This window comes from Tropicimonas omnivorans (genome assembly GCF_031846565.1).
Lineage (GTDB): Bacteria > Pseudomonadota > Alphaproteobacteria > Rhodobacterales > Rhodobacteraceae > Tropicimonas_B > Tropicimonas_B omnivorans.
Map to the genome: position 1 here is coordinate 267,459 of NZ_JAVRHL010000001.1, position 19,126 is coordinate 286,584.

22 protein-coding genes are annotated in these 19,126 nt (G+C 69.6%); 15 read left to right on the forward strand and 7 right to left on the reverse strand.

Translation table 11 applies throughout. From position 1 onward, the window contains the following. The first annotated feature begins 42 nt into the window (after nt 1-42). The 5 genes from RM543_RS01360 to RM543_RS01380 all read left to right on the forward strand — a co-directional run bounded on the left by RM543_RS01360 (nt 43) and on the right by RM543_RS01380 (nt 4,166). Nucleotides 43-1,740, forward strand: a complete 1,698-nt coding sequence (locus RM543_RS01360) for an acyl-CoA dehydrogenase family protein (protein WP_311688906.1) — start codon at nt 43-45, stop codon at nt 1,738-1,740. Further along, nucleotides 1,730-2,782, forward strand: a complete 1,053-nt coding sequence (locus RM543_RS01365; protein ID WP_311688908.1) for an MBL fold metallo-hydrolase — start codon at nt 1,730-1,732, stop codon at nt 2,780-2,782. Before RM543_RS01360 ends, RM543_RS01365 begins: the two co-directional genes overlap by 11 nt. Continuing rightward, the gene (locus tag RM543_RS01370) at nt 2,779-3,273 is read left to right on the forward strand and encodes a DUF6173 family protein (RefSeq protein WP_311688911.1); all 495 of its coding nucleotides are present in this window, start codon (nt 2,779-2,781) and stop codon (nt 3,271-3,273) included. Before RM543_RS01365 ends, RM543_RS01370 begins: the two co-directional genes overlap by 4 nt. Nucleotides 3,274-3,399: 126 nt before the next feature. Beyond that, complete coding sequence (locus tag RM543_RS01375; protein ID WP_116085105.1) at nt 3,400-3,540, forward strand: aa3-type cytochrome c oxidase subunit IV; 141 nt, start codon at nt 3,400-3,402, stop codon at nt 3,538-3,540. Nucleotides 3,541-3,551: 11 nt separating this feature from the next. Further along, nucleotides 3,552-4,166, forward strand: a complete 615-nt coding sequence (locus RM543_RS01380; RefSeq protein ID WP_311688913.1) for a hypothetical protein — start codon at nt 3,552-3,554, stop codon at nt 4,164-4,166. A gap of 26 nt (nt 4,167-4,192) precedes the next feature. Here RM543_RS01380 and RM543_RS01385 read toward each other — a convergent pair whose 3' ends face one another. Beyond that, nucleotides 4,193-4,540 carry an AzlD domain-containing protein gene (locus RM543_RS01385; RefSeq protein WP_311688915.1) on the reverse strand — a complete coding sequence of 116 codons (348 nt, stop codon included), beginning with the start codon at nt 4,538-4,540 and terminating at the stop codon, nt 4,193-4,195. After that, the gene (locus tag RM543_RS01390; RefSeq protein WP_311688917.1) at nt 4,537-5,256 is read right to left on the reverse strand and encodes an AzlC family ABC transporter permease; all 720 of its coding nucleotides are present in this window, start codon (nt 5,254-5,256) and stop codon (nt 4,537-4,539) included. The genes RM543_RS01385 and RM543_RS01390 overlap by 4 nt, the downstream gene beginning before the upstream one ends. Before the next feature lie 30 nt (nt 5,257-5,286). Between RM543_RS01390 and mobA the strand changes: the two genes are divergently transcribed. Both mobA and RM543_RS01400 read left to right on the forward strand, forming a co-directional pair. Beyond that, nucleotides 5,287-5,892 (forward strand): molybdenum cofactor guanylyltransferase MobA, encoded by a 606-nt coding sequence (gene mobA / locus RM543_RS01395; protein ID WP_432280422.1) that lies wholly within the window; start codon nt 5,287-5,289, stop codon nt 5,890-5,892. Further along, nucleotides 5,889-6,470 (forward strand): GNAT family N-acetyltransferase, encoded by a 582-nt coding sequence (locus RM543_RS01400; protein WP_311688919.1) that lies wholly within the window; start codon nt 5,889-5,891, stop codon nt 6,468-6,470. The genes mobA and RM543_RS01400 overlap by 4 nt, the downstream gene beginning before the upstream one ends. Here RM543_RS01400 and RM543_RS01405 read toward each other — a convergent pair. Beyond that, the gene (locus RM543_RS01405) at nt 6,467-7,588 is read right to left on the reverse strand and encodes a hypothetical protein (protein WP_311688921.1); all 1,122 of its coding nucleotides are present in this window, start codon (nt 7,586-7,588) and stop codon (nt 6,467-6,469) included. The two genes, RM543_RS01400 and RM543_RS01405, sit on opposite strands and share 4 nt — an antisense overlap. Before the next feature lie 51 nt (nt 7,589-7,639). After that, nucleotides 7,640-8,110, reverse strand: coding sequence for a transcription elongation factor GreA (gene greA, locus RM543_RS01410; RefSeq protein WP_311689838.1), 471 nt, complete (start codon nt 8,108-8,110; stop codon nt 7,640-7,642). Nucleotides 8,111-8,326: 216 nt separating this feature from the next. On the opposite strand from greA, the gene RM543_RS01415 reads away from it, so the two are divergent. From RM543_RS01415 to RM543_RS01445, 7 genes are all read left to right on the forward strand, one after another. After that, nucleotides 8,327-9,979 (forward strand): electron transfer flavoprotein-ubiquinone oxidoreductase, encoded by a 1,653-nt coding sequence (locus tag RM543_RS01415; RefSeq protein ID WP_311688922.1) that lies wholly within the window; start codon nt 8,327-8,329, stop codon nt 9,977-9,979. A 232-nt stretch (nt 9,980-10,211) separates the two neighbouring features. Continuing rightward, nucleotides 10,212-11,924, forward strand: a complete 1,713-nt coding sequence (locus tag RM543_RS01420) for a tetratricopeptide repeat protein (protein ID WP_311689839.1) — start codon at nt 10,212-10,214, stop codon at nt 11,922-11,924. After that, a complete protein-coding gene (locus RM543_RS01425) occupies nt 11,911-12,756 on the forward strand; it encodes a 4-(cytidine 5'-diphospho)-2-C-methyl-D-erythritol kinase (RefSeq protein WP_311688924.1) in 846 nt (281 codons plus the stop codon). The genes RM543_RS01420 and RM543_RS01425 overlap by 14 nt, the downstream gene beginning before the upstream one ends. A 180-nt stretch (nt 12,757-12,936) precedes the next feature. Continuing rightward, nucleotides 12,937-13,317, forward strand: coding sequence for a 4-carboxymuconolactone decarboxylase (pcaC, locus tag RM543_RS01430; protein WP_311688926.1), 381 nt, complete (start codon nt 12,937-12,939; stop codon nt 13,315-13,317). Then, nucleotides 13,314-14,153 carry a 3-oxoadipate:acetyl-CoA acetyltransferase gene (locus RM543_RS01435; protein ID WP_311688928.1) on the forward strand — a complete coding sequence of 280 codons (840 nt, stop codon included), beginning with the start codon at nt 13,314-13,316 and terminating at the stop codon, nt 14,151-14,153. Before pcaC ends, RM543_RS01435 begins: the two co-directional genes overlap by 4 nt. Beyond that, the gene (gene pcaD / locus RM543_RS01440; RefSeq protein ID WP_311688929.1) at nt 14,150-14,929 is read left to right on the forward strand and encodes a 3-oxoadipate enol-lactonase; all 780 of its coding nucleotides are present in this window, start codon (nt 14,150-14,152) and stop codon (nt 14,927-14,929) included. Before RM543_RS01435 ends, pcaD begins: the two co-directional genes overlap by 4 nt. Next, nucleotides 14,926-15,969, forward strand: a complete 1,044-nt coding sequence (locus RM543_RS01445; RefSeq protein ID WP_311688931.1) for a 3-carboxy-cis,cis-muconate cycloisomerase — start codon at nt 14,926-14,928, stop codon at nt 15,967-15,969. The genes pcaD and RM543_RS01445 overlap by 4 nt, the downstream gene beginning before the upstream one ends. On the opposite strand, the gene RM543_RS01450 is transcribed toward RM543_RS01445, so the two are convergent. Genes RM543_RS01450 through RM543_RS01460 form a run of 3 tightly spaced genes read right to left on the reverse strand, consistent with a single transcriptional unit; the run spans nt 15,966 to nt 18,306 of the window. Beyond that, entirely contained in the window at nt 15,966-16,829 is an 864-nt protein-coding gene (locus tag RM543_RS01450; RefSeq protein WP_311688933.1) for an NAD(P)-dependent oxidoreductase, read from the reverse strand. The genes RM543_RS01445 and RM543_RS01450 overlap by 4 nt on opposite strands. Nucleotides 16,830-16,858: 29 nt before the next feature. Beyond that, entirely contained in the window at nt 16,859-17,578 is a 720-nt protein-coding gene (locus RM543_RS01455; protein ID WP_311688935.1) for a GNAT family N-acetyltransferase, read from the reverse strand. Next, the gene (locus RM543_RS01460; protein WP_311688937.1) at nt 17,575-18,306 is read right to left on the reverse strand and encodes a competence/damage-inducible protein A; all 732 of its coding nucleotides are present in this window, start codon (nt 18,304-18,306) and stop codon (nt 17,575-17,577) included. The genes RM543_RS01455 and RM543_RS01460 overlap by 4 nt, the downstream gene beginning before the upstream one ends. 68 nt (nt 18,307-18,374) lie before the next feature. Here RM543_RS01460 and sfsA point away from each other — a divergent pair, with 68 nt between their 5' ends. Continuing rightward, the gene (gene sfsA, locus RM543_RS01465) at nt 18,375-19,082 is read left to right on the forward strand and encodes a DNA/RNA nuclease SfsA (protein ID WP_311688939.1); all 708 of its coding nucleotides are present in this window, start codon (nt 18,375-18,377) and stop codon (nt 19,080-19,082) included. Nucleotides 19,083-19,126: the final 44 nt, after the last annotated feature.

Consider the following 19,126-nt stretch of genomic DNA (forward strand, 5'->3'; position numbering starts at 1 on the left):
CGCCGGCGGGGGGACGGATGACGGAGGAGGAGTGACCAGCCCATGCCCTATCGCGCCCCGACGCACGATATCCGTTTCCTTCTGGAACACGTTGCCGGTTTCGACCGGGTCCGGGAGACCGGGCATTACGAGGACGCCGGCCCGGACGTGACCGAGGCCATTCTCGAGGAGGCCGGAAAGGTCTGCACCGAGGTCCTCGCCCCGCTCCAGCGCCCCGGCGACACGCATCCCGCACGGCTCGAGAACGGCGTCGTCCGGACGAGCCCCGGCTACGGCGACGGCTTCCGTGCGATTGCCGAAGGCGGCTGGGTCTCCCTCAGCGCAGATCCCGAATACGGCGGCATGGGCCTGCCCATCGCCATCCAGACAGCCGTCAACGACATGATGAGCGGAGCGTGCCTGTCGCTTCAGCTCAACCCCCTCCTGACGCAGGGCCAGATCGAGGCGATCGCCGCCCATGCCTCGGACGAGATCAAGGCGCTCTACCTGCCGAAGCTCATTTCCGGCGAATGGACCGGAACGATGAACCTGACCGAGCCCCAGGCGGGCAGCGACGTCGGCGCGCTGACGACGAAAGCGGTTCCGGACGGCGACGGCGCCTACAGGATCAGCGGTCAGAAGATCTACATCACGTGGGGCGACACCGATTTCGCCGACAATGTCTGCCATCTCGTCCTCGCCCGGCTGCCCGACGCGCCGAAGGGCACACGGGGGATCAGCCTCTTTCTCGTGCCGAAGCGCCTGCCGGACGAGGCCGGCAATGCCGGTGTCGCGAACGGCGTCTCCGTGGTCAGCCTCGAGGAGAAGCTCGGCCTACACGGCTCTCCCACCTGCGTCATGCAGTACGAGGACGCCAAGGGCTGGCTCGTCGGCCCCGAACAGGGCGGCATGGCGGCGATGTTCACCATGATGAACAACGCACGCCTCGGCGTGGGGGCACAGGGCATCGGCGTGGCCGAAGCGGCGTGGCAGCAGGCGCTGAGCTACGGGATGGACCGCAAGCAGGGCCGCGCGGATGGCACCGGCACCATCGCCGAGCATCCCGACGTGCGCCGCATGCTGTCCCTTATGAAGGCGGAGATCCGGGCGGCCCGGTCCATCGCGCTGATGAACGCCGTCGCGCTCGACATGGCCCGCGCCACCGGGGACGAAGGCTGGCGCGCACGCGCCGAGCTGCTGATCCCGATCACCAAGGCCTACGGCACCGATACCGGCATTGCCGTCTCGGACCTCGGCATCCAGGTCCATGGCGGCATGGGCTATGTCGAGGAAACGGGCGCCTCCCAGTTCTTCCGGGACGTGCGGGTCACCGCGATCTACGAAGGCACCAACGGCATTCAGGCCATGGACCTCGTCGGCCGCAAGATGGCCGACAACGGCGAGGCGGCCCTGGCCCTGATCGACGAGATCGCCGCGGAGGCCGAAGCGGCGCGGGCCGAGATGCCAGAGCTTGCCGAACCCGTCTGGCACGCCGCCGAGAACCTGCGCGAAGGGGTCGAGGCGATGGTCGCCCTCGAGGGGAAGGACCGTCTCGCCGGCGCGACACCGTTCCTGCGCGCCTTCGCCCGCGTGCTGGGCGGTCACTGCCACCTGCGCGCCGCGCGGGCGGGCGGCGCACATGCGACGCTGGCCCAGGTCTTCGTCTCCCGGCTCCTGCCCGAACACGAGTCGCTCCTTGCCGAAGCGAAGGAAGGCGCCGGAACGCTCTACGCGCTCAGCCTGGACGATCTTGCGGCCTGAACGCGCCTCCCGTCCGCCGGACCCGCTGCGCTACCCGTTTCCCGAGCCGCCGGGACCGGGGGAGGCCGTGGAGGTCGCACCCGGCATCCTCTGGGCGCGCCTGCCGCTGCCCATGGCGCTCGATCACGTCAACATCTACGCGCTGGAGGAGACGGACGGCTGGACGCTGGTCGATACCGGGGTGAACACGGCGCCCTGCCGCGCCGCGCTGGACGCGTTTCGCGATGGCCCGCTGGCCGGCCGGCCGATCAGACGCGTCTTTCTCACGCATCACCACCCCGACCATGTCGGCCTTGCCGGCCGCCTCGCCGGGGACGGCGCCGAGATCGTCACGACGCGAACCGCCTATCTCTATGCGCGGATGCTCCGGCTCGACGAGCAGGCGACGCCGCCGCCCGAGACCGTCCGGTTCTGGCGCTCCCTCGGCATGGACGCGGACACTCTTGCCGAGCGTCAGGCAAGCCGGCCCTTCAACTTTGCCGATGCCGTCGCGCCGATCCCGCTGGGATTCCGGCGCATCGCCGAAGGGGATCGCATCGACCTCGGGGGACGGCGCTGGGTCGTGCGCTGCGGGGACGGACATGCGCCCGAGCATGCCTGCCTGTTCGACGAGGCGGCCGAGGTGGTGATCGGCGGGGACCAGCTCCTGCCGACGATCTCCCCCAATCTCGGCGTCCACCCGACGGAGCCGGAGGCGAATCCCGTCGCGGAGTTCCTCGCCTCCTGTCATCGCCTCGCCCCCCATGCGACGCCCGAACAGCTTGTCCTTCCCGGGCACAAGCTGCCGTTCACCGGCCTGCCCGCCCGCATCGCGGCGCTCATTGCCAACCACGAGGGCGCCCTCGAGCGGCTGGAGGCGCACCTGACCGAACCGCGGACCGCCCATGAGTGCTTCGCGCCGCTCTTCAAGCGCACGATCGGGCCGGCGGAATACGGTCTCGCGATCTCGGAGGCGATGGCGCATCTCAATTGCCTGCATCAATCGGGCCGCGCGGTGCGTCGACGTCGCGCTGACGGGGCCTATCTCTTTTCCCGATCATGACAGACCACATCAAAACCGCCGCCGAAGCCGAAGAGGCCGCCGCCCTCCCCCGTGCCGTCGCCATCCGCACCGAGGACGGCGACCCGGGGATCGAGGACGAGCCGCTTCCCGCTGCCATGTCCGCCACCCCTCCAGAGCGCAAGAGCCCGGCCCGCTGGGCCTACGAACGACTGGCCCTCTACATCCGCAAGTTCGAAGAGGGGCTGGACGAGGACCACGAGGCGGCCATCGCGATCACCGGCAGCGGCGGCGACCTCATGCGCATCAGGGGGATCGGGTACTTCGATCCCGATATCGTCACCTTCTACGGCATGGACCCGCGCGGCATCCGCGCGCAGCTCATCCAGCACGTCTCCCAGCTCGGCGTCATGCTGCGCGCGATTCCGAAGGCAAAGCCGGATGCCCCGCCGAAGCGCATCGGCTTCCGCCTGACCGGAACACTGGACGGGGACGTTGCGGCGGAGGCGGCCGAAAAGGACGGACCAGCCTGAGGCGTGCCGCCCCGCCGCCTCATGTGACCACTTGCCCTGAGCTCCGCGGCAAGTCCGGCCTTTGCAGCCCGCCCTCGTTGGGCTATCAGCGAGCCTGATTGAACACTTGCGGGCCGAGGACTGGGCATGGCGGAACACAAGCACGAACCGGGAACCATGGACATCACCGATCAGGAGAGGACCTTCGAAGGCTTCGTCCGGATCGTGAGCTATGCCGCCACGGTCATCGTCGTCCTTCTCATCCTGCTTTATCTGCTGAACGGATGATGGCGCCCTGCATGGCGAGGCTCGCCCCCGCCGCCCGCCGTCTCCTCGCTGCGCTGCTTCTTCCGCTCGCCCTCGCCGCTTGCGGGGCGGAACCGGTGTGGGCGCCCGCGCCCGAGGTGCAGCGCGCGGCCTACACGCATCCCGGCCCCAAGACGCTGACGCTCTTCACCGTCATCAACAACCGCTCCAACGAGGGGGCGCATACCGGCCTCATGGTGAGTGCGGACCAGCGCGCGATCTTCGACCCGGCAGGCACCTTCAAGTCACCCGCGCTGCCCGAGCGCAACGATGTGCATTACGGCATGACCCCGCGGGCGGAAGAGATCTACATCGACTACCACGCCCGGCAGACGCATCACGTCGTCAAGCAGGAGGTGCAGGTCACCCCCGAGCAGGCCGCCATCGCACTGCGCCTGATCGAGGAGAACGGCGCCGCGCCCAAGGCCTACTGCGCCTCAGCGACCTCCGGCATCCTCAAGCAGATCCCCGGCTTCGAGAGCATCAACTCGACGTTCTTCCCGAGGAACCTGATGAGACAGTTCGCCGATGTTCCGGGCGTCGTCACGACGCGGATCTACGACGACAGCGAGGACAATCGCGGCGCACTCAGATACGTCCCCGGCTGATCCCGGCCGGGACGACCGCCGTCCCGCTACCCCAGAAGCCAGAGCATCGCGTAGAGAACGGCGAACCCCGCGAGGATGGAGCCGAGCACGCTGCGCAGGGCGATGCCCACGACCGTGGCGGCGATGGCGGCGATGAGACGCGCGGGCTCCGGTGCGCCGCCGCCGGCGGCCGGGAAGAACACCAGCGGCGCGATCAGGGCCGGGATCACGGCGACGGCGGTGTAGCGCAGGTGCCTCAGGATCCAGCCGGGCAGCGGGCGATCCCCGATGAGCCCCGTGAACGAGAACCGCAGCAGCCACGTTCCGAAGCCGACCACGAGGATCACGGTCCAGACCGGCGCATCCGCCGGCATCGTGCCCTGGAGCCCGCTCACGACGCCTTCTCCGCACGGGCCAGTCGCCGCTCCGTCTCCGCCCCCACCATCATCGCGGCGATGCCGGCGACGAGGAGCCCTGTATTGTAGGGCAGTCCCCTGAGGAGCAGCGACAGCACGATGGCCGACACCGCCGCCGCGACATGCGGCCGGGTCCTGAGCGCGGGCGCGATCAGGGCGATGAAGGTGATCGGCAGGGCGAAATCGAGCGCGAAGCTGTCCGGAATTCCCTGCCCGGCAAGCGCGCCCGCCAAGGTCGAGCCGTACCAGACCGGCACGAGGCAGAGCGCGACGCCGAAGAAGAACGCCGCCTTCTCCCTCACGGTCATCTCCGGATGCTGCTCGTACTGGTAGGCGGAGGCCGCGAAGCTCTGATCGATGCACAGATACGCCGCCACCGCCCGCGTCCTCAGAGGAAGCGATCCGAAGTGCGGGACGAGCCCGGCGGAATACATCGCCATGCGCAGGTTTACCGCCAGCGCCGTCGCGATGATGATCAGAAGGGGCGCGCCGTCGTTCAGGAGCTGAAGCGCGGTGAACTGCGCGGCGCCTGCAACGATGAAGACCGTGAACCCCATGACCTGAGCCAGGGGCAACCCGGTCTCCGTCGCCACGACGCCGAAGAGGATGCCGAAAGGCGCGATGACCAGAAGATGCGGGGCGCCGGCCCGGAGGCCGTCGACGAACGCGGAACGCTGGGGCTTTGACAGGCTCATGCAAACGCGCTTAGGCCAGCTTCGGGGGGCTTGCAACATGGGACGGATGTGACGCGGCTCGGACTGATCCTCGCAGGTGGCGGTGGCCGCCGCATGGGCGGCGCTGACAAGGCGCTTCTCCCCTTGGGCGGACGGACGCTGGTCGCGCGGGCGGCGGCGCGCCTGGCGCCGCAGACCGATGCGCTGGCCGTGTCCGCGGGGGGCGATCCCGCACGGTTCGGCGGCCTGGGCGTTCTGCCCGATCCCCTCCCTGGCGGTCTCGGCCCCCTCGCCGGGGTGCTCGCGGGACTGGAAGAGGCGGCGCGCCAAGGCAGGACGTCGGTGCTGACGGTCGCGGTCGACACCCCCTTCTTTCCCCCGGATCTCGCAGCGCGGCTTGCGGCGGCAGGCCCCTTCGCCATCGCCGCCGCCGGCGTGCCCCTGCGTCATCATCCGGCCTGCGCGCTCTGGCCCGTCTCGCTGGCCGGCGCCTTGAGGGACGACCTGATCGCCGGCGAGCGCAGGCTCGGCGCATGGGCGCTGGCAGAGGGTGCCGCGATATGCGCGTTCCCGGACGAGGACACGTTTCTCAACATCAACCGCCCCGAGGACCTCGCCCGCGCCGAGGAGATGCTGGCCGCGGGGCGCGCCTCGTGATCGTCGAGCCGGGCTTTGCGGGCAGCGAGCGGGCCGAGGTCGCCGCGATGTTCTGGGATGCGTTCGGCCGGAAGCTCGATCGCCTCCTGTTTCCGAAAGCGAATGCCCTGCCCTTCATCGCAGGCGCGCTCGATCCCCGCTTCGCCCTCTCCGCGCGGGAGGCGCCCGGCGGCGCGCTCATCGGGATCGCGGGGCTGAAGGATACCGGGGGCGGGCTTCTGTCGGCCACCGCGCTCGATCTCGCACGGCACTACGGACGCTTCGGCGCGCTCTGGCGCGGGCCGCTTCTCGACATGACGGACCGACCGGCCGCGCCGGGCGAGCTGCTGATCGACGGCCTTTTCGTTCGCCCGTCCATGCGCGGCCGTGGCGCGGGGACCCGGCTGATCGACGCCACGATGGAGGAGGCGCGGGCGCGGAACCTGTCCCGTGTCGGGCTCGACGTGGCGGAATGGAACGTCCGGGCGCGGGAGCTCTACCGGCGCGAGGGCTTCACCGATCGAGGGCGCAAGTCGGCCGGCCTTCTCGGCCCCGTTCTCGGCGTGCCCGCGTTCCTGCGGATGACGCGGGACCTCTAGTCGAACGTGCCGGAGATCCGGCCGAGGAGCATGAAGGCGCGGGCGGACCGGGTCTCGGCCAGCGCCGCGATCTCCTCGTCGCTCGCCTCCTTCGTCCAGGCCGACACGGTGTGGTCGAACTTGCGCAGGAAATGGTGGGTCGCATCGCGGAAGATCGGGTCCTGACGGGCGCGGCCGGCCGCCTGCGCCAGCGCCTCCCGGTCCCGGATCCCGCCGAGCGCCGCAATCGCGCGTCCGCGCTCGCCGTCCGCGAACTGGCGCCAGATCTCGGGCCGGGCGCGGTCGGGCGACAGATCGTCCATGTAGATCCCGTCCTCGGACAGGAGCGTCAGCACATCCTGCGCGGCGCGGACGAGACCGGAACTGTCACGATCCCGCAGGGCGAGGCGGAGGGCGCGAAACCCTTCGGCGTCCTCGGCATCTTCGGGGAAGTTCAGCGCGAGGACGAAGTCGGCGGCGGAGATCGGCTCCGAAGGCGCGGCCGGTGTTCCGAGGGCAAGCGCGGTCTGCTGCGGCTCCCGGACAGGAGAGACGCCGCGCGCCGGCCCTCGATGACGGGGCGGCTGGGACGCAGGGGGCCGCTGGGCCTTCCCGGACGTCGTCGCGGCGGGCTTCGGCGCCTCGGCGGGCGCGGCGGGCGGTGGCGCGCGACGGATGGCTTCCAGAGCTTCTGCCAGCTTCTCCTGCCCCTCCGCCAAGGCCTCCAGTTGCTCGGCAATCCCGGCATCCGCAACCAACGGCCCCTCGCCGCCTCGGGCCGGCGACTGCTTCAGGTACGCGCGGTGGAGCGCGTCCACACCGGCCGCGAGCCGCCGTGCCTCGGCCCGCACGATCCGGGCATTGCGCGCCGAGATCGCCAGCACCCAGATCAGTGCGACGGGCATCGCGATCGCCAGCACCGTCATGACAGCGCCGGCCGCTCCAGCGGCGGCATCGCGCGGCATCGCGGCGAGCGCGATCAGCGACACCACGATCCACACGGCCGAGACGCCGCACGCGATCCAGTCCGCTCGATCGAGGCCTGCAATCCACTGCGCAGGCGCCGACCGTTGAGATGCCGGCTGATGCCGCGCGGGCGTGGCGCTACCGCGTTCGGAACTCGCGTTGCTGGCTGCCATGTCGCCCTCCGCGCCGCACCCGGCTGCGCTCTGCCTCCGAGGTCCGGAGGCTCAGATGTACTTGATCGTGAGGACTTCGTAGCTCTTCCCGCCGCCGGGCGTGGCGACGTCGACACTGTCGCCCTCCTCCTTGCCGATCAGGGCACGGGCGATGGGGGAGCGGACGTTCAGAAGGCCCCGTTCCAGATCCGCTTCGGGCTCGCCGACGATCTGGTAGGTCTTCTCCTCGTCGGTGTCTTCGTCGACGATGGTGACGGTCGCACCGAACTTGATGGAGCCCGAAAGCTTCGTCGGGTCGATCACCTCGGCGGCGGACAGCGTGCCCTCCAGCTCCTTGATGCGGCCCTCGATGAAGGACTGCTTCTCGCGGGCGGAGTGGTACTCGGCGTTCTCGGACAGATCGCCATGCTCGCGCGCTTCGGCGATCGCACGGATGATGGCCGGACGCTCGGTCTGCTTCAGGTGCTTCAGTTCGGCGTCGAGGCCGTTGTAGCCCCCGCGCGTCATCGGTATCTTTTCCATCATGCCCCTTCATCGTTCGGTTGCGGGACGCCGCGAGCCGGATCGTCCGGCCCGGAGCGTGGGCAGCTTTCGTCCATCAAGTGCGGCAGCGGCGCAAAGTCAAGCAGTCGGGCCTCGACCCGGAGCGCATCGCACAGCGCAACGTCTTGTGCGAACCCGTTTGCCATTGCGCGGGTTAAGAGAAAAGAATGCGGGCAACGCAAGCTGGAGGAACGAATGGCCGACATCGAACGCGAGTCCATGGATTACGACGTGGTGATCGTGGGAGCGGGACCGGCCGGTCTGTCCGCCGCGATCCGCCTGAAACAGCTGGACCCCGAGCTGTCCGTCGTGGTGCTTGAAAAAGGCTCGGAAGTCGGCGCCCATATCCTGTCCGGCGCCGTGCTGGACCCGGCGGGCCTCGATGCACTGATCCCCGACTGGCGGGAAAAGGGCGCGCCGATTAAGACGGAGGTGACGCAGGATCACTTCTACGTCCTCGGCGAGGGCGGCAAGTTGCGCGTCCCGAACATCGCGATGCCCCCCCTGATGAGCAACCACGGCAACTACATCGTCTCCATGGGCGAGGTCTGCGCCTGGATGGCGGAGCAGGCCGAGGAGCTGGAGGTCGAGGTTTTCCCGGGCATGTCCTGCTCGGAGCTGGTCTACGGCGAGGACGGGCGGGTCACCGGCGTCGTCGCCGGCGAGTTCGGCCGCAACCCGGACGGCACGCCCGGCGAGGGCTATGAGCCCGGCATGGTCCTCAACGGCAAGTACGTCATGCTGGGCGAGGGCGTGCGCGGGTCCCTGACGAAGGAGGCCATGGCGACGTTCGGCCTTCAGGACGGCCGCGACCCCCAGAAGTTCGGCCTCGGAATGAAGGAGATCTGGGAGATCTCCCCCGAGAAGCACCACGAGGGCCGTGTCGTCCACACGATGGGCTGGCCGCTCGGAAAGAACGCCGGCGGCGGCTCCTTCATCTACCATGCGCCGGGCAACAAGATCCTGATCGGCTTCGTCGTCCACCTGAATTACGCCAACCCCCATCTCTATCCCTACATGGAGTTCCAGCGCTTCAAGCATCACCCGATGGTGGCCGACCTGCTGGAAGGCGGAAAGCGCATCTCCTACGGCGGGCGCGCGATTTCGGAAGGCGGGTTCCAGTCCATGCCGAAGGCGGTCTTCCCGGGCGGGGCGATCCTCGGATGCGGCGTCGGTCTCGTGAACGTCCCGCGGATCAAGGGCAACCACAATGCCATGCTCTCGGGCAAGGCGGCGGCCGAGGCGGCCCATGCCGCGCTGAAGGAGGGTCGCGAGGGCGACGAGCTGACAGCGTACGACACCGAGCTTCGGGACGGCCCCGTCGGCAAGGACCTTCGCCGCGTGCGCAACGTGAAGCCGCTGTGGTCCCGCTACGGTCTCGCTGGCGGCCTCGCACTCGGCGGCATCGACATGTGGCTGAACAACATCTTCGGCGGCGGCATCTTCGGCACGCTGAAGCACGGCAAGTCCGATGCCGAATGCACCGGCGAGGCGAAGGACTTCGCGCCGATCGAGTATCCCAGGCCCGATGGCAAGCTCTCCTTCGACCGGCTCACCTCCGTCAGCTTCACCGCGACGAACCACGAGGAAAGCCAGCCCTGCCATCTCAAGCTGAAGGATCCCGCGCTCCCGGTGGAGGTGAACCTGCCGGTCTATGCCGGCCCCTCGGCGCGGTATTGCCCCGCCGGCGTCTACGAGTTCGTGGAGGAGGACGGCGCGGATCCCCGTTTCGTCATCAACTTCCAGAACTGCATCCACTGCAAGACCTGTGACATCAAGGATCCGCGGCAGAACATCGTCTGGACCGTGCCTCAGGGCGGCGACGGGCCGAACTACTCGGGGATGTGATCCGGGCGGCGCCCGCCCGGCCCTTTCGCCGGGCTGGCGGCTGCGCGCGGACCGCCCGCCTGCAAGGTCAGGGGCCGCCCTCCGGGACGCGCCCCCGACTGAAACGTCCCCGCCCGTCGTCACCATTTCGTGCGAACCGAACCGCCCGGACCCGGCCGTTATTGTTTCACAGCGGGTGCGGGGCTACGCTCTGCCCCGATCTGCTCGTCAAAGGACCGGTATTTTCGTGCCCATGTTTTCCGCGTCTCGCCTCCGCCCCGTGCTCGTAGCCGCCGCGCTCGGACTTTCCGCACTGCCGGCCTCCGCTCAGGAGGATCGTGGCCTTGCCGGCGCCTATCTCGCCGCGCGGCATGCCAGCGCCTTCAGCGATTTCGAGGCGGCGGCGACCTACTACACCCGCGCCCTGACCCGCGATCCCGGCAATGCCGAGCTGATCGAGAACGCGATGCTCGCCTATGTCGGCCTCGGGCAGGTGAACCGGGCCGTGCCACTCGCGCGCAAGCTTCAGGACGGCGGCACCGACAGCCAGATCGCCAGCATGATCCTGCTGACCGAACAGCTCGGCGAAGAGGATTACGAGGGCGCCCTCGCGGCGATCGAGGACGGCGCGACGGTCGGGCCGCTCGTGGACGGGCTCGTGACCGCGTGGGCACAGATCGGGACCGGTGATACGGACGCGGCCCTCCGGGCCTTCGACGAGGCGGCATCGACCACCGGACTGCAATCCTTCGGCCTCTACCACAAGGCGCTCGCCCTCGCCGTGACCGGCGACTTCGAAGCGGCGCAGACCATCCTGTCCGGCGAGGCGGGCAGCCCGCTGCGCCTGACCCGCCGCGGCGCGATGGCACAGGCCCAGATCCTGAGCCAGCTTGGACGGAACGCGGACGCGATCGAGTTGATCGACAGCGGCTTCGGCGACGATCTCGACCCCGGTCTCGCCGAGCTCCGGTCGAGGCTGGAGAACGACGATACGGTCCCGTTCACCCTCATCGGCGATGCGAAGGACGGTCTGGCCGAGGTCTTCTACACAGTTGCCGGCGCGCTCAACGGCGAGGCGACGGACAGTTACACCCTGCTCTACACCCGCATCGCGGAATTCCTCCGCCCCGATCATGTCGACGCGATCCTGCTCAGCGCCGCCCTCCTCGAAGCGCAGGACCGCCACGCGCTGGCTACCGCAGCATATGACCGCGTCCCGCGCGACGATCCGGCCTTCCACGCCGCCGAGATCGGCCGCGCGGCCGCGCTTTCGGCGCAGGGCAAGGCGGATGCGGCCATCGAGGTGCTGGAGCAGTTGTCCGAAACCCGTGGCGACCAGCCCCCGGTCTGGGTGACGCTGGGAGACTCGCTTCGCAGCGAGGAGCGCTACGCGGAGGCGGTCGAGGCCTATGACCGCGCGATCGAGCTGTTCGGCGAGCCGGAGCCCGCCCACTGGATCGTCTATTACGCCCGCGCCATTTCCTACGAGAGGATGGACGATTTCGCCTCCGCGGAGCCCGATTTCCGCATGGCGCTGGAGCTGAACCCCGGTCAGCCGCAGGTCCTCAACTATCTCGGTTATTCCTACATCGAGATGGACGAGAACCTCGACGAGGCGATGGACATGATCGAGGAGGCCGTCGCCGCGCGGCCGGAGGACGGCTACATCACCGACAGCCTTGGCTGGGGCCTCTTCCGCCTCGGCCGGTATGACGAGGCCGTCGGCCACATGGAGCGCGCCGCCGCCCTGACCCCGGTGGATCCGATCATCAACGACCACCTCGGGGACGTGTACTGGGCCGTCGGGCGGGAGATCGAGGCGCAGTTCCAGTGGCATCGCGCCCTGTCCTTCGATCCCGAGCCCGATGAGGCGGAGCGCATCCGCCGCAAGCTCGAGGTCGGCCTCGACGAGGTGCTGGAGGAAGAAGGCGCGGACCCGCTCGACATGGCCGATGGCGAGGATTGAGCGCCGCGCCCCGGCCAAGATCAACCTGACGCTGCACGTCACCGGCCGCCGGGATGACGGCTACCACCTTCTCGATTCGCTCGTCGCCTTCTGCTCGGTCGGGGACAGGGTGGAGGTCTCGGACGCGCCCGGCCTGTCCTTCGCGGTCAGAGGTGCGTTTGCAGGGGCCGTCCCTTCGGGCGGGGACAATCTCGTGCTGCGCGCCGCCGAACTGATGGCGGCGCGAGCACCGATGGCCGGCGCCGCGATCACCCTGACGAAGGACCTGCCCCCCGCCTCGGGCATCGGCGGCGGATCCTCCGATGCGGCGGCGACCCTGTCCGCGCTGTCGGCCCTCTGGTCCGTTCCGCTGCCGGGCCCGGACGAGATCCTCACGCTCGGCGCCGACGTCCCGGCCTGCCTCGAAGCCCGCGCGCTCCGGATGCGCGGCATCGGGGAGGAAATCGAGACGCTGCCCCCCTTGCCTGAAATTCATGCCGTCCTCGTCAATCCCGGCTGCGCCGTCTCGACGCCCGAGGTCTTCCGGGCGCTCGAGAATCGGGACAATGCGGGAATGGGCGCACTGCCCGCCTGGACCTCGGCCGAGGAGCTCGCGGACTGGCTGTCGGACGGGCGCAACGATCTTGAAGCCCCCGCCCTCTCGCTCGCGCCCGAGATCAGGGAGGTGCTCGCAGCCCTGACGGTCCAACGCGGTTGTCTCCTGGCGCGCATGTCCGGCTCCGGCGCGACCTGTTTCGGACTGTTCGCCGGGCAGGAGGACGCCGACGCCGCCGCCACCTCCCTCGGCGCGGCGCATCCCGAATGGTGGTGCCGAGCCGGCCGCCTCACCTGAGAAGAGCGCTCGCGCCTCGTTCCTGGAAAGACGTCCCTGCCGCAGACAGGCGCGGCCAGCGCGAGCCGAATTGTCGCCGCTCACGGCATGGGTGAAGGGATCGGCGCGAATTGGCCGCCAAGCTTGCCTCGGTCGTCCTGCGAGCTTAGCCAAGGTTCGTCAGACGAGGGGAGCGACGCCGTGAGCGAGCGACGGGATAGCGGGATGAAGGTCCGGCGCGAGGTTCTGGGCGACGCCCATGTGGACCGCGCGGAAGCGGCGAAGACGCCGTTCGACGCGCCCTTTCAGGACATGATCACCGAAGGCGCCTGGGGCACCGTCTGGGCGTCGGACGGGATCAGCCGACGGGAACGCTCGATGCTGACGATCGCGCTCCTCGCGGCGCTCGGAAACTGGGACGAGATCGCCATGCATGTCCGCGCGACCGCACGCACCGGAGCGAGCCCCGAGGACATCCGCGAGGCTTTGCAGCACGTCGCGATCTACGCGGGCGTGCCGCGGGCCAACCACGCGCTGAAGATCGCGAAGGAGACGTACAAGGACATGGGAGTGGATCTGTGACAGAGGGCCCTACACACCCCGCCATCATCTGCGTCGCGATCACCGGCTCCCTGCCCACGAAGGCCGACAATCCGGCCGTGCCGATCAGCATCCCCGAGCAGATCGAAAGCACGCATGCGGCGTTCGAGGCCGGGGCCGCCATCGCCCATTGCCATGTCAGGGACGACGACGGGAAACCGACCTCGGACCCCGAGCGCTTCGCCCGCCTCAAGGAGGGGATCGAGACGCATTGCCCCGGCATGATCGTCCAGCTGTCCACCGGAGGCCGCTCCGGCGCGGGCCGGGCGAGGGGCGGAATGCTGCCCCTGAAACCGGACATGGCCTCGCTCTCCGTCGGGTCGAACAACTTTCCGACCCGCGTCTACGAGAACCCGCCCGACCTCGTGGAGTGGCTCGCCGGCGAGATGCGCACCTACGGCGTGAAGCCCGAGATCGAAGCCTTCGACCTCAGCCACATCTACCAGGCCCGGGCGATGGCCGACCGGGGGGAGATCGAGGGAACACCTTACGTCCAGTTCGTCATGGGCGTGCAGAACGCGATGCCAGCCAACCGCCGCGTCTTCGACTTCTACGTGGACACGGTGAGGGAGCTCTTCGGTGACGCGCCGTGGTGCGCCGCCGGGATCGGGCGGCATCAGGCCGAGTTGAACCGCTGGGCCGTCGAGGCGGGCGGGCATCTCAGAACCGGGCTGGAGGACAACATCCGGATGGACAGAAACACCCTCGCCCCGTCGAACGCCGCCCTCGTGGCGCGCGCCGCAGACATCGTGGCCGAGGCGGGGCGCACAATCGCCACCCCGACCGAAGCGCGCGCGATCCTGGAGTTGGCTCGATGAGTTTCGCGCGGGTGAACGGAGCGGTCCTTCATTACCTTCATCGCGAGGGGACGGGGCGGGGCGTGGTCTTCCTCAACTCGCTCGGCACCGATCATCGGATCTGGGAGAGCACCGCGGGCCGCCTGCCGAAGGACATCCCCCTCCTCTTTCTCGACAAGCGCGGACATGGCCTGAGCGAAACCTCACCGGCGACGATGGAGACCTTTTCCGAGGATGTCGCCGCCCTCATGGATCGCTCCGCCATGGCGGACGCGCTGGTCTGCGGGGTGTCCATCGGCGGGCTGATCGCGCAGACGCTGGCGCTTCGGCGTCCGGACCTCGTGGGCGGGCTGGTCCTGTCGAATACCGGGCTGCGCATCGGCGACCGGGAGAGCTGGACCGCCCGGCTCGACGCTCTCGAAACGAGCGGGCTGGAGGGGATGGCAGACGGCGTTATGTCGCGGTGGTTCTCGGACGGGTTCCGGACGTCCAACCCCGACGAGGTGGAGGGCTATCGTGCCATGCTGACCCGCACGCCGAAGGACGGCTATACCGCCGCCTGCGAGGCACTACGGGACGCCGACCTGTCCGGCAGGGCGGCAGAGATCGCCGTGCCGACGCTCTGCATTGCCGGCGGCGCGGACATTGCGACGCCCCCGGACCTCGTGCGTGCGCTGGCAGATGCGATCCCCGGCGCGACGTACGAGGAACTGGACGGGGTCGGCCACCTGCCCTCCATCGAGAGCCCGGAGCGCGTGGCGGATCTCGTGCAGCGGATCTACGGGCGACTGGCGTGAGCGAGATATTCGGCCATCCGTGGCTCGGCAGCTTTTTCGGCGATGCGGCGTCGGCGGAGATCTGGTCCGGCGAGCGGCAGATGGTCCACATGCTGGCCTTCGAGGCCGCCTGGTCCCGTGCGCTCGGCGCATGCGGCCGCGTGTCCCCCGATGTGGCGGAACGTGCGGCTGCAGCGGCGGAGAGCTGGACGCCGGATGTCGCGGCGATCCGCGACGGCGTCGCGCTGGACGGCGTGCCAGTGCCTGCCCTGACCCACGCTCTGAGGGAGGCTGCCGGCTCCGCGGAGGGTGGCGTGCATCGGGGCGCGACCTCGCAGGACGTGATGGACAGCGCCCTCGCCCTCACGCTGAAGGACATGTCGGTCCTCTTGGGCCAGCGCCTTCGCGAGCTGGACGCCGCGCTGGCCGGCCTCGCGGACCGGTTCGGCGACACCGGGATCATGGGACGCACCCGGATGCAGGCGGCGATCCCGATCCGCGCAGGGCACCGAATCGCGGCCTGGGCCCAGCCGTTCTCCCGCCATCGCGCGCGGCTTGCGGATCTTCGCCCGAGGGTCGAGATCGTCCAGGTCGGCGGCGTCGTCGGGGATCGTCAGCAGCTTGAACCGGACGCGGAGACGATGGCCCGGCATGTCGCGGACGCACTTGGCCTTGCGAGCGGGCCCTGCTGGCACACCGCGCGCGACGGGATCGCCGAGTATGGCGGGCTTCTGTCCATGATCGCGGGAAGCTGCGGCAAGATCGGCACGGATATCTGCCTGATGGCGCAGCAGGGGATCTCGGAGATCGCGCTGCCCGGCGGCGGAGCCTCCTCCGGCATGCCGCACAAGCGAAACCCGGTGGATGCGGAACTCCTGATCACCCTTTCGGGATACGCCGCGACGCAGCTTCCCGCCCTTCATCACGCGCTTCGGCACGAGCAGGAGCGTTCGGGAAGCGCCTGGGCGCTCGAATGGATGGTGCTGCCCGGCCTCGCGCAGGCGAGCGCGCGCGCCCTCGCCGTCGCCACCCGGCTCGCGGAGAGTGCGACGCCCGCCTAGACGTCCTTCAGGCCGCGGATCGTGGCGCGCATGTCGCGGGAGCGGTCCCGCGTCCGCCGCGTCTCGGCGCCGTAGGGCGAGGTTGCGAGACGCTCCATCACCTCCGCCGCGGCGTCGTGGAATCCGGCAGGCTGGCCGGCGCGGGCATAGGTCTCGGCGATCTGCCGCATTTCCGCGACCCAGCGTCCGGCATCCGCTGGCAGAGACGGGATGCTGCTCTCGGCACGAGAAAACAGCTCCGGCTGGCTTTGGCCCAGTTCTTCGGCCAGATCGTCCAGCAGCTCGTGCGCCTCCGCCGTTTGGAAGGCAGCCAGGAGCAGCGCGTTCACCCCCTTCGTGATGCTGGCATAGCTCATCTTCAGGGCGGACGCCTTGCCGATATCTTCCCCGAGGGGCCGCAGATCGACCGCGACGCCGTCCAGCCTGCGAAGCGCAGGAACGTCGGGACCGGAGACGTAGAGCCTCGGACGGCGTCCCCCGGATGGCGGCATCCCGACCACGCCTGCATCGACGAAGGTGACCGCGGTCTCCTCGAAGCACGCAGCGACAGCGGCAGCGGTCTCGGGCGAGATCGCATTGCAATCGACATAGGCGAACGCGGCGCCGCTCCGGCCGGCGATCCCCGCGACCTGCGTCGCGAGACCGAGCGCATCCGCCGGGGGCAGGATCGAGAGAAAAAGGTCGCAGCCCGTGACCAGGTCCTCCAGCGGGACATCACGCAATCCCGCTTCGGCGGCGCGGTCCCGGGTCTCACCTCCCCGCCCCTCGAGGCAGGTGGCGACGGCATGGCCCTCGGCGGTCAGGGCGGCCCCGATGGCAGCTCCCATCTCTCCGGCTGACAGGATGGCGATGTGGGTCATGAGCTTCTCCCCCGAGCGGCTGACCGGGATCAGGCCGCTGGCTTGATCCGGTAGTGATAGTGCCCCGCCTCGGTCATCCCCAGCCCCTCGTATAGCGCATTCGCCGGGCCGTTGGCGCGGGTGACGAGGACGGCGAGCCGGTCCGCCCCCTGCTCCTCCGCCCAGATCGCGGCGGCTTCCATGATCTGTGCGGCGACGCCGCGGCGGCGATACTCCTGCGCGACTTCGAGGGCATGCACCACGGCGATGCCCTCGGCAGCGGCGATGTGGGCGGTGCCGGCCACGTCGTCCTCCACCCGCCCCATCAGGCTGGCACGGGGAGAGGCGGCGCGGGCCATGACGGCAAGGCGCGCCGCGCCGATCCCGCCGTCGGCCCAGATCTCCCGCTGGCGGGGCAGCGGCGCATCCTCGATGATGTAACGCCCGTCCGCCTCGCCGCCCGTCGGCAGCGCCGCAACGGCGGTGACGAGAAGGCGCGTCGGGTCCACGACTGCGTAACCGGCAGCGTCCAGCGCGGCATCGAGCGCATCCTCACCGCCTCTCACCTGCACGAGGGGCGTCTGACCGAGCGCGCCCTGCGCACGCTCCATCGCGGCAAGCTCCGGCACGGCACCGGGGGCGAGGGGCCGCGCCGAAGAGACCCGCTTGCCACCGCCCTGCCCGTCCGCCACCTGCCAGCCCTCGACGTCCAGCACCCGGGCGGGAGGCCAGGTCGCCGCCGCCGCACGCCAGAGGACCTCCGTGCTCATTCCGCGTCGCCGCCGAACGTATCGGACAGCCAGGTCATCGCATCGGCGATCTGTCCCGCATCGGTTCCGCGCACGACGACCTGCGCGCCGTGCACGCCGTCCTTCTGAAAGGGATACGAGCCGAAGGAGAGGTCCGGATGATCCGTCGCCATCTTCCGAAGCGGCCCGGCGATATCCCCCTCGCCGCGGTAGATCCGCAGCGACTGGGACATCAGCGGCGCACCGCCCGTCAGGCCGGGCAAGACCGAGGCGAGCATCGCCTGGAAGATGGCAGGGACGCCGGCCATCACGTGAACATTGCGCAGGATGAAGCCGGGCGCGGCGGAGACGGGGTTCTCGATCAGCGCGGCGCCGTCCGGGATGCGGGCCATGCGCAGCCGCGCCTCGTTCAACTCGGTCCCCCGCGCGTCGTAATGGGCCGTGAGAATCGCACGGGCATCCTCGCGCACATCGATCGCCGCGCCGAACGCATCGGCCACGGCATCGGCGGTGATATCGTCATGGGTCGGACCGATGCCGCCCGAGGTGAAGACGATGTCGTGGGCTTCGGACAGCGCGCGGACGGAGTCGCGGATCGTGGCGTGCACGTCAGGCACCGTGCGTGCCTCGACAAGATCGATCCCGCGGGCGGTCAGCTCCCCTGCGAGGTGATGCATGTTCGAATCGCGGGTCCGGCCGGAGAGGATCTCGTCCCCGATGACCAGCATTGCAGCGCGCGGATTGGCCATGACGAAAGCTCCCTCTTGGTCTGGCGCCGATTGGCGTGTCGGCCCCGCAGAGGTATAGGGCGCGCATCATGCGCTTTCAAAGCCCCCTCGTCCCCGCCCGCCTGATCCGCCGCTACAAGCGCTTCCTCGCGGATGTGCGCCTCGAGGAGACAGGGGAGGTGATCACCGCCCACTGTCCCAATCCGGGCGCGATGACCGGGCTTGCGGACGAAGGGATGCGCGTCTGGCTGGAGCCGAGCCGAAACCCCGGCGCGAAACTGTCCCACGGCTGGCGCCTCGTCGAGCTTGCGGACGGGCACTGGGCCGGGATCGACACCGCCGTGCCGAACCGTGTAGCGAAGGAAGCCCTGATGGCGGGGAGCGTTCCGGCGCTTGCCGCCTATACGGGGGTGCGGCCCGAAGTCCGGACCGGGGAGAAGAGCCGGATCGACTTCCTGCTGTCCGAGCCGGGCCTGCCGGACGCGTGGGTGGAGGTGAAGAACGTGCACCTTTCGCGGGACGGAACGCTGGCGGAGTTTCCCGACTGCGTCACGGCGCGGGGCGCCCGGCATCTGGATGAGCTTGCAGCTCTTGCCAGGACGGGCGCTCGCGCCGCGATGCTCTACATCGTGCAGCGGACGGATTGCGACGCCATGGCCCTCGCCCGGGACATAGATCCCGGCTACGGCGCCGCGTTCGACCGGGCGCGCGATGCGGGGGTGGAGATGCTCTGCCATGGCACGGCGATCAGCCCCGAAGGGGTCGAGTTCGGCCCCGCCCTTCCCGTCGAGCGCTGAGGCGACGCGCTGTCGGCTGGCAATCTGCGGCCTGCGGCCTTATC